Origin of the sequence: Microbacterium sp. (assembly GCF_032084865.1) — a bacterium.
GTDB lineage: Bacteria > Actinomycetota > Actinomycetes > Actinomycetales > Microbacteriaceae > Microbacterium.
Genome location: NZ_DAMDLU010000021.1, coordinates 18,572 through 27,154, shown reverse-complemented (window position 1 = coordinate 27,154; position 8,583 = coordinate 18,572). Strand labels below are relative to the sequence as shown.

At 68.8% G+C, this 8,583-nt stretch carries 9 protein-coding genes and 1 tRNA gene; 1 reads left to right on the top strand and 9 read right to left on the bottom strand.

Going from position 1 to position 8,583, the window contains the following annotated elements; genetic code table 11:
• From RT309_RS04040 to RT309_RS04015, 6 genes are all read right to left on the bottom strand, one after another.
• On the bottom strand, positions 1 to 822 hold an 822-nt coding region (locus RT309_RS04040; protein WP_313355556.1), incomplete at its 3' end, for a serine/threonine-protein kinase.
• On the bottom strand, positions 819 to 2,273 hold the full coding sequence (locus tag RT309_RS04035) for a penicillin-binding transpeptidase domain-containing protein (protein WP_313355554.1): 1,455 nt from the start codon (positions 2,271 to 2,273) through the stop codon (positions 819 to 821). The genes RT309_RS04035 and RT309_RS04040, both read right to left, overlap by 4 nt.
• Positions 2,273 to 3,655 carry an FtsW/RodA/SpoVE family cell cycle protein gene (locus tag RT309_RS04030; RefSeq protein ID WP_313355552.1) on the bottom strand — a complete coding sequence of 461 codons (1,383 nt, stop codon included), beginning with the start codon at positions 3,653 to 3,655 and terminating at the stop codon, positions 2,273 to 2,275. Before RT309_RS04030 ends, RT309_RS04035 begins: the two co-directional genes overlap by 1 nt.
• Positions 3,652 to 4,944, bottom strand: a complete 1,293-nt coding sequence (locus tag RT309_RS04025; protein ID WP_313355551.1) for a protein phosphatase 2C domain-containing protein — start codon at positions 4,942 to 4,944, stop codon at positions 3,652 to 3,654. The genes RT309_RS04030 and RT309_RS04025 overlap by 4 nt, the downstream gene beginning before the upstream one ends.
• Before the next feature lie 14 nt (positions 4,945 to 4,958).
• On the bottom strand, positions 4,959 to 5,450 hold the full coding sequence (locus RT309_RS04020; protein ID WP_313355550.1) for an FHA domain-containing protein: 492 nt from the start codon (positions 5,448 to 5,450) through the stop codon (positions 4,959 to 4,961).
• On the bottom strand, positions 5,447 to 6,151 hold the full coding sequence (locus RT309_RS04015; RefSeq protein WP_313355549.1) for a DUF3662 and FHA domain-containing protein: 705 nt from the start codon (positions 6,149 to 6,151) through the stop codon (positions 5,447 to 5,449). The genes RT309_RS04020 and RT309_RS04015 overlap by 4 nt, the downstream gene beginning before the upstream one ends.
• Before the next feature lie 139 nt (positions 6,152 to 6,290).
• Here RT309_RS04015 and RT309_RS04010 point away from each other — a divergent pair.
• Positions 6,291 to 6,374, top strand: a tRNA-Leu gene (locus tag RT309_RS04010).
• Between the two features lie 67 nt (positions 6,375 to 6,441).
• Here RT309_RS04010 and RT309_RS04005 read toward each other — a convergent pair.
• The 3 genes from RT309_RS04005 to RT309_RS03995 all read right to left on the bottom strand — a co-directional run bounded on the left by RT309_RS04005 (position 6,442) and on the right by RT309_RS03995 (position 8,169).
• A complete protein-coding gene (locus tag RT309_RS04005; protein ID WP_313355548.1) occupies positions 6,442 to 6,774 on the bottom strand; it encodes a hypothetical protein in 333 nt (110 codons plus the stop codon).
• A 77-nt stretch (positions 6,775 to 6,851) separates the two neighbouring features.
• On the bottom strand, positions 6,852 to 7,910 hold the full coding sequence (locus RT309_RS04000) for a YbdK family carboxylate-amine ligase (RefSeq protein WP_313355546.1): 1,059 nt from the start codon (positions 7,908 to 7,910) through the stop codon (positions 6,852 to 6,854).
• A gap of 85 nt (positions 7,911 to 7,995) precedes the next feature.
• Positions 7,996 to 8,169, bottom strand: a complete 174-nt coding sequence (locus RT309_RS03995) for a CsbD family protein (protein ID WP_099196818.1) — start codon at positions 8,167 to 8,169, stop codon at positions 7,996 to 7,998.
• Positions 8,170 to 8,583 lie beyond the last annotated feature (414 nt).

Sequence of the window (8,583 nt, the reverse complement as noted above, 5' to 3'; positions counted from 1 at the left end):
CAGGTCGCCGCGGCGCAGCGCCTGCGCGGCGCGCGAGACGGTCGCCGCCGACGACGGCCGGTCGGCCGGCTTCTTGGCGATCATCGCCATCACGAGATTGCGCACGGGCACCGGCACCGCGTCAGGCAGCGGCGGCGGCTGCTCGTTGATCTGCGCCATCGCGATGGCCACCTGCGACTCGCCGGTGAACGGCCGCTTGCCGGCGAGGCACTCGTAGGCGACGATGCCGAGCGAGTAGACGTCGGTCGCGGGCGACGCGGCGTGCCCCGATGCCTGCTCGGGCGACAGATACTGCACGGTGCCCATGACCTGCCCGGTGGCGGTCAGCGGCACCTGGTCGGCGATGCGGGCGATGCCGAAGTCGGTGATCTTCACGCGCCCGTCGGGCGTGATCAGCAGGTTGCCCGGCTTGATGTCGCGGTGCACGAGACCCGCGGCGTGCGCGGCCTGCAGCGCCGACGCGGTCTGCGCCACGATGTCGAGGGTCTTGTCGGCGCCGAGTGCACCGTCGCGCTCGAGGATGGTCGACAGCGCCTCACCGGGCACGAGCTCCATGACGAGGAAGGCCGAGCCGTTCTCCTCGCCGTAGTCGAAGACGCTGGCGATGCCCTCGTGGTTGACGAGGGCGGCATGTCGGGCCTCGGCGCGGAAGCGCTCGAGGAACCCCGGGTCGCCCATGTACTCGTCCTTGAGGATCTTGATGGCGACGGTGCGACCGATCACGTGATCGGTCGCCTCCCACACCTCACCCATGCCGCCGATCGCAATCCGCGACAACAGCTCGTAGCGTCCTCCGAACGACACACCCTGCGTCGGCCTCATCTGCCCAGCACCGCCTCTATGACCTTTTTGGCAATCGGAGCGGCGATCGCGTTGCCGCTGCCCGATGTGCCTCTTCCACCGCCGTCTTCGACGACGACTGCCACCGCGACCTGCGGATTCTCCGCAGGCGCGAAACCTGTGAACCACAGCGTGTACGGCTTGCCGCCGTTCTCCGCCGTGCCCGTCTTCCCGGCGACATCGACGCCGTCTATTCTTGCACCCGTCGCCGCGCCCGATGCGACGCCCTCGACCAGCACCGCGGTCAGCGCGTCGGCCGTCTCGCGATCGAGAGCCTGCGCGAACGCCTCGTCGTCGAACTGCCTGTGCACGGCGAAGTCGTCGCCGATCACGGCATCCACCATCCGCGGCTTCATCACGGTGCCCTCGTTGGCGAGGCCGGCCGACATCATCGCGATCGTCAGCGGAGTCGCGGTGACCTTGCCCTGGCCGAAGCCGGTGAGGGCGGTCGCGTCGTCGCTGAGCCCCGACGGGTAGGTCGACGGGGTGACGGCCAGGGGGATCTCGAGATCGGTGTTGAACCCGAATTTCTCGGCCATCTCGCGGATGCGCTTGTCGCCGAGCTCGACGGCGAGCTCGGCCATCGGGATGTTGCAGCTGAGCTTCAGCGCCTGTGCCAGCGTCGTGGTCTCGCCGTCCCCGCAGGCGCCGCCCCATGCGTTCGACACCGTCGTCGTCGTGCCGGGCAGCGTGTAGCGCGCGGGATTCGGGAAGGTCGAGTCGAGCGTCCACTGGCCGGATGCCAGGGCCGCGGCCGCGACGATCACCTTGAAGGTCGAGCCGGGCGGGTTCAGGTTGCCGCCGATCGCGCGGTTGTACAGCGGCTTGCCGGGGTCGGTCGACAGGCGGTCGTACTCCGCCTCGACGGCTGCGGGGTCGTGCGCGGCGAGGGCGTTCGTGTCGAAACCAGGGGTCGACACCATCGCGAGCACGCGGCCCGTGGCCGGTTCGATGGCGACGACGGAACCCTTCAGGCCCTGCATCGCGTCGTACGCCGCCTGCTGCACGCGGGGATCCATCGTCAGCTCGACGCTGAGACCCTGCTGCGGCTGGCCGGACAGGATGCGCTCGATCTCACCGAAGAACGCGTTCGAGCCGGTGCCCGACAGATCCGAGTTGAGCGCCTGCTCGATACCCGTGCGCGAATCGAGCACGGGGTTGTAGTAGCCGGTGATCGGCGCCCACAGCCCCGGATCGCTGTACACCCGCTGGTACTGGTAGCGATCGTCGGCGGCCACCGAGGTCGCGATGGCCGTGCCGTCGACGATGATCGATCCGCGCTGGATCTGGTAGCTGTCGAGTCGGGTGCGCGTGTTCGCGGGATTCTGCCCCAGGCTGTCGGCGTCGACCACCTGGATCCAGCTCGTCGCGACGAACAGCGACAGGAACATGGCGAGGATGACGAAGCTCAGCCGTCTCAGCTCTTTGGTCATCAGCCGATCACCACCCTGGGCTGGCGGCGCACCGCGTCGCTGATGCGCAGCAGCAGGGCGACGATGAGCCAGTTGGCCACCAGCGATGAGCCGCCGGCGGCGAGGAACGGCGTGGTCAGCCCGGTCAGCGGGATGACCCGGGTCACACCGCCGACCATGATGAACACCTGCAGCGCGATCGTGAACGACAGACCGGCGGCGAGCAGCTTGCCGAAGTCGTCTTGACCTGCCATTCCGATGCGCAGGCCGCGGCTGATGAACACCATGTACAGGCAGAGGATGGCGAACAGCCCGACGATGCCCAGCTCCTCACCGAGGCTCGGGATGATGTAGTCGCTGTGCGCGAGAGGGGTGATCTGGGGTCGGCCCTGCCCCCAGCCGGTGCCGATCAGGCCGCCGTGGGCGAGGCCGAAGATGCCCTCGACGAGCTGGAAGCTGCCGCCGTTCGCGGCGATGACGTCGGGGTCGAACGCGTGCAGCCAGTTCGTGAACCGGCCCTGCACGTAGGCGAGCACGCGGGTGGCGAGGAACACGCCGACGCCGACGCCGGCGAGTCCGATGAGCACCCAGCTGGTCTTGCCGGTGGCGACGTACAGCATGGCGATGAACATGCCGAAGATGAGCATTCCGGTGCCGAGGTCGCGCTGGGTGACGATGATCAGCAGCGAGGTCAGCCACACCACCAGCACCGGTCCGAGCTCGCGCATCCGGGGCCAGGTCATGCCGAGGAACCTCTTGCCGACCGAGCTGAGGCTCTCGCGCGTGCGCACCAGATAGCCGGCGAAGAAGATCGCCAGGCAGATCTTCGCCAGCTCACCCGGCTGGAACGAGAAGATGCCGCCGATCGAGACCCACACATCGGCGTTGGCGCCGCGGGCGCGCAGACCCGGGATGAACGGCAGGATCAGCAGGACGATGCCGGCGAGGCCGGAGACGTAGGTGTAGCGGTAGAGAACGCGGTAGTTGCGCAGGGCGATCACGAGCGCGATCGCGCCGGCCAGCGAGATCGCCGTCCAGGCGAGCTGCTTGGTCGAGAACATCTCCCAGCCGGTGTACTTCTTGGCGATGTCGATGCGGTAGATCATCGCGATGCCGAGTCCGGAGAGCACCGTGGCGATGGGCAGGACGAACGGGTCGGCATCGGATGCCACGACGCGCAGCACCACGTGCAGCGCGAACACGAGCACGGCCAGTCCTCCGCCGATCGCGAGAATCATCGGATCGATCGTGCCGAGCGCGCCCAGCTGCACGAGGGTCAGGGATGCACCGGAGATGAGCAGCGCGAACAGCAGCAGCCAGAACTCCCGGTTGCGCTGCTTCTGCGGCATCCGGATCCTCTTCAGGGCCTTCAGCACGCTGGTGTCGGCCGAGACGGCGGTCATGGCGTCGGCACCTCCGTGGTCGCGGTGGGCGAGGGCTGGGGCTGCGGCGGCTCGGCCGGCAGCACCATCTTCGCGAGGCGATCGGTGATCGCCTCGGCGTCGGCGAGCGAGCGCGCGTTGATCGTCCGCTCGACCGACGACCGCTGGTACGACTGCAGATCGGCGAGCAGGATGCCCGTGTCCTTGACCTCTGTCGACAGCGAGAACGGGCCGATGCTCTGCTGCACGCCGCGGTAGATGACGACGCTGTCGTCATCGGCGCCCACGTAGTAGCGGGTCTGCGTCCAGTTGTAGGCGAGCAGGCCGGCGCCGACCAGGGCGAGGACGGCGAGGAACAGCGCGACCAGCCAGGCGATGCGGCGCCGGCGAGCACGACGCCGGTCCTCCTCGATGATCTCCTCGAAGAAGTCGTCGGAGTCGGGTTCGAAGTGGCTGGGCTCGTTCGCGGCCTGCAGCACGGGGTGCAGCCACCCGGTGAGGGAGGGCCGCGGTGCCGGCACCGGCAGGTCCGCCGGGTTCGACGCCGCGCCGACGATGGTCGGGGTGCCGGACGAGAGCGGATGCGCGCCGCCGACGTCGACGAGCACGATCGTCACGTTGTCGGGTGCGCCGCCGTCGAGGGCCTGCTTGAGCAGGTTGTCGGCCGTGCGGCCGGGGGCGAGGCCGAGACGCATCGCCTTCGCGATGTGCTCGTCGTCGACGACGCCCGACAGCCCGTCCGAGCACAGCAGCCAGCGGTCGCCGGGCCGAGTCGGCATGACGAACATGTCGAGATCGGGGGCGATGTCCATGTCGCTGAGCACGCGCATGAGCACGGAGCGGCGCGGGTGGTAGCGGGCCTCTTCCACCGTGATGCGGCCCGAGTCGACCAGGCGCTGCACGAACGTGTGGTCGGTGGTGATCTGGGTGAGCGCGTCGTCTCGGTACAGATAGATGCGCGAGTCGCCGATGTGGCCGATGACCGCGTGGTCGTCGACCATCACGACGGCGCAGAGCGTGGTGCCGAGTCCGGCCAGCTCGGGGCGCTCCTTCGACGCCCGCACGAGGTCGCCGGCCGCGGTGGTGGCCGCGGCCTGCAGCTCGGCCTGTGCGTCGTCGGTGGAGTCGTAGGCGCGGTCGAGCGCCTCCATGCGCGCGACGGCGAGTGTCGAGGCGACGTCTCCGCCGGCGTGGCCGCCCATGCCGTCGGCGACGACGAACAGGTTGGCGCCGGAGTACCCGGAGTCCTGATTGTTGGAGCGGACCTTCCCGGTGTGGGAGATCGCTGCACTCGAGCCCTCGAAGACCATCTGGATGCGGGGCCTTAGGATCGCAGCTCGAAGGTCGTGGCGCCCACCTTGATGGGGGTTCCGATCGCGACCTGCAGGGGCTTGTCGCCGAGGCGTCGCCCATCCAGGTAGGTGCCGTTGGTGGAGTCGAGATCCTGGATCGTCCAGATGTCGCCGCGCTTCGACAGTCGCGCGTGGTGGCTGGAGGTGTAGTCGTCGCGGATCACGAGGCCCGACTCGCTGGAGCGGCCGATCGACAGCGAATCCGCCGAGCCCAGCGGCACCTCGAGCCCGGTCTTGGGGCCGGAGGTGATGATCAGGTGCGTGGGGATGCGGCCGTTCGCGGGCTCCCTCGGCGCCCTGGGAGCGGGAGCGGGGGCGGGAACGGCGGCCGCCTCACCGGCGGGCATCTTGCGTACGCGGACGCCGAACAGGTCGGCGCGAAGCGAGTAGACGACGCCGAACACGAAGAACCACAGCAGCACCAGGAAGCCGATGCGCAGCAGCAGAAGCACGAGTTCGCTCATCGTCGTGTTCCCCTCTCGGCCCCTGAGCCTGCCGAAGGGCTCACCGGCACGACGTGGAAAGTTAGCTCGGTGCGCCCGATCGTGAACGATGTGCCCGGCGTGAGTGCGGTCTCGCGGATCTTCTGCCCGTCGACCTTGGTGCCGTTCGTCGAGCCCAGGTCGCGCAGCATCGCGCGCTCGCCGTCCCACAGGATCTCGGCGTGCCGGCGGCTGGAGCCCGCGTCCGAGATGGTGATGTCGGCGTCGCCGCCACGGCCGATCACCGTGCGGGCGCTGCTGAGGGGATGCCTGCGGCCGTCGATCTCGACGACGCCCTGCCAGTCGACAGTGCTCTCGACGGAGGAGGAGTTCACCCTCACGACGCCGGTGGCGACGCGTTCGTCGGCCTCCATCGAGATGTGCAGCGGGCCGGCGAAGCTGTACCCCTGTGCCCGGGCGTGCGTCGTCAGCAGCGCGAAGAGCTCTTCGTGCAGCGCGCGTCCGAGGGCGGACATCCGCTGGTGGTCGTCGGGGCTGAGCCGCACGAGGTAGTCGCTGGGCGTGATGATGCGGTCGCGGCTCACCACAGCCGCGTTCGTGTCGGCCTCGCGCCGCAGCGCCGAGGCGATCTCGACGGGCTGGATGCCGCTGCGGAAGGTCTTGGCGAACGCGCTGTTCACAGCGCGTTCCAGACCCTTCTCAAAGCTGTCAAGTAGTCCCACGAGGTTCCTTTGGCATGCCGACCGGTAGGGCCATCGTAGTCAGGCGGGCTGGATGACCGCTTCAGGACGTCGGCCCGGTTCGAAGCAGGCCGTCCATCGTGATAGCCTTTCGAGGTTGAGTTCTCCGGAACGAGACGACGCGCGAGTGGCGGAATAGGTAGACGCGCTGGCTTCAGGTGCCAGTGCTCGCAAGGGCGTGGGGGTTCAAGTCCCCCCTCGCGCACACGATGGTGAAGGCCCCGGATCATCCGGGGCCTTCACCGTTTCCGCTCGACGTAGGGCGAAGGGCGTCACGCCGGCTCGGGCGCGGTGGCCGGCGCGGCGGCGGGAAGGTACTCGTCGAGCACGAGCTCGCCGGTGGCGTTCAGCGCCGTCATGATCGTCGTGATCCGCTCCGGCCCGACCGGCGGGAGGACGGCCGCGTCGAAGCCGAACTGGATCGGAATCGCCGGATGCACCCAGATGGTGGTTCGTGCGTCTTCGGCGTCGTCGCCGCGCAGCCAGGTCAGCAGGAAGCTCTCGTTGCGGCGCAGCTTGGTGCCGATGACGATCTTGAGGTGCACGAGCGTCTCATCGTCGATCGTGATCGCCGGCTCGCTGCTGTCGTACTTCAGTCTTCCCATACTGGATGATAAGCCGCCCGGCGTTCCGGGCGCGGCGATTTCGATCGCACGGCAGCCCCCGCGATCCGCGCCTCCCGTCACCACTCGCGGTACAGAGCCGCCAACGCCTGCACGCCGCCTGACCGATACGCGCGCAGCTGCCGGTGAGATCCGGTGCCCTCCGACCGGAGTCGTGCCAGATGCTCGTCGACGAAGGCCTCATCGCCGAGGGCGGCGAGTGCGGGCCGGATGCCGTCGAGCATCCGCTCGGTCGCCGCCCACGCGTCTTCGATCTCACCCTCGGGCGTGAACAGCCGCGCCTCCATGCCGTGGCGGGCCGCCAGCCACAGTGCCGCATCGAGCTCAGCGGCCGGCGGAGCGGCATCCGGCAGATCATCGGCCACGGCGATGGCGCGCGTGAGTGACGCCTGCAGCAGCGCATCGTCGACCCGCAGCTGAGCGTCGGCCACCCGTGTCTCCACGGTGGCGAACCTCTCAGACAGGCGCACCGCCCACGACGTCGATCCGCGCGAGGGGAGCAGCCCGACGGTCACCATCCGCTCGACCGTGCGGTGGTAGTCGTCTGCATCGTGGAAGGCCGGGGGCGCCCACGAGACCGGAAGCCGCCTGATCAGCACGCTGCGCCAGCTCGCCAGCCCGGATGCCACGCCGTACGTGAACGGCGAGTTGGCGCTGAGCGCGAGCAGCACCGGCAGCCGGGCCCGCACGCGGCGCAGGGCGCGCACCCGCTCTTCGTCGCCGACGACCTCGACGTGCACGTGCAGGCCGTTCACGGCGTGCTGCCTGGTGAGCTGGCCGATCAGGGTCGAGACGTCGTCATAGTGCGTCGACACCGAGATCAGCGGCGCACTCCACTGCGCGAACGGAGCTCCGGTGGCCGCGACCAGCGCGTCGTCGGGAGCCAGCTCGGCGAGCAGCCCGCGCATCCCGCTGAGCTGCGACCCGGCCGTACTCAGCGCGCGGACGGGATCCGTGGCGCACTCGAACTGGCAGGTGAGGTACTCGGACGTGATCGTGCCCCCGCCGGGCGCGCGTCCCTTCGCCCGCTCGAAGACCCCGCTTCCCGACAGGGGGACGAGCGCCGACTCGTCGAGCAGCAGGAACTCCTCCTCGACGCCGAAGCGTGCGGCATCCATCTGCTTCTCCTATCGCCGGGGGATACGACAAGCGCCGCCGACCCGAGGGTCGACGGCGCGATGTCAGGCGCAACGGCCGCGAAGACTACTTGTCGAACGCGTCCTTGACGTCGTCGCCGATCTTCTTGGCGTCGGCCTTGACCTGGTCGGTCTTGCCCTCGGCCTGAAGACGCTCGTTGTCGGTGGCATCGCCGATGCCCTCCTTGGCCTTGCCCACGAGCTTCTCGGTGTTGTGCTTGGCGTCGTCCATGGCTCCCATGGGTCTCCCTCCGTTCGGGGCGGGATCACCGCCCGGTCTGACGTGGAGATGCCAGCGTGTCACCGGGGGCGGGGATCAGACCAAGGGATTGACAGCCGCGGCGGTGCGCGATACGCGTCAACTGCTCTCGGATGCTCGAGGATGCATCCCGCATGAAGCGGCTCGGAGAGGTCGTCGGCCTCGCTGTGCTGACGATTCCTCTCCGAGCCTGCAATCCCCCTGTTGTCCCCCAGTTCGTATCCTGGAGGTGCATGCGGTGGGATCCGATCGTTTGTTCCCCGATTCCCCTTCGGTGACGGCTACTCCCCAGTTTCCGACGATCTCCACATGCGGTCGGTCCCTTCGCCTGCATCTCCCCAGAAGCTGAGGCGAGGGGCCCGCTCTCATCATGACATTGATTCTCCGATTTGTCCC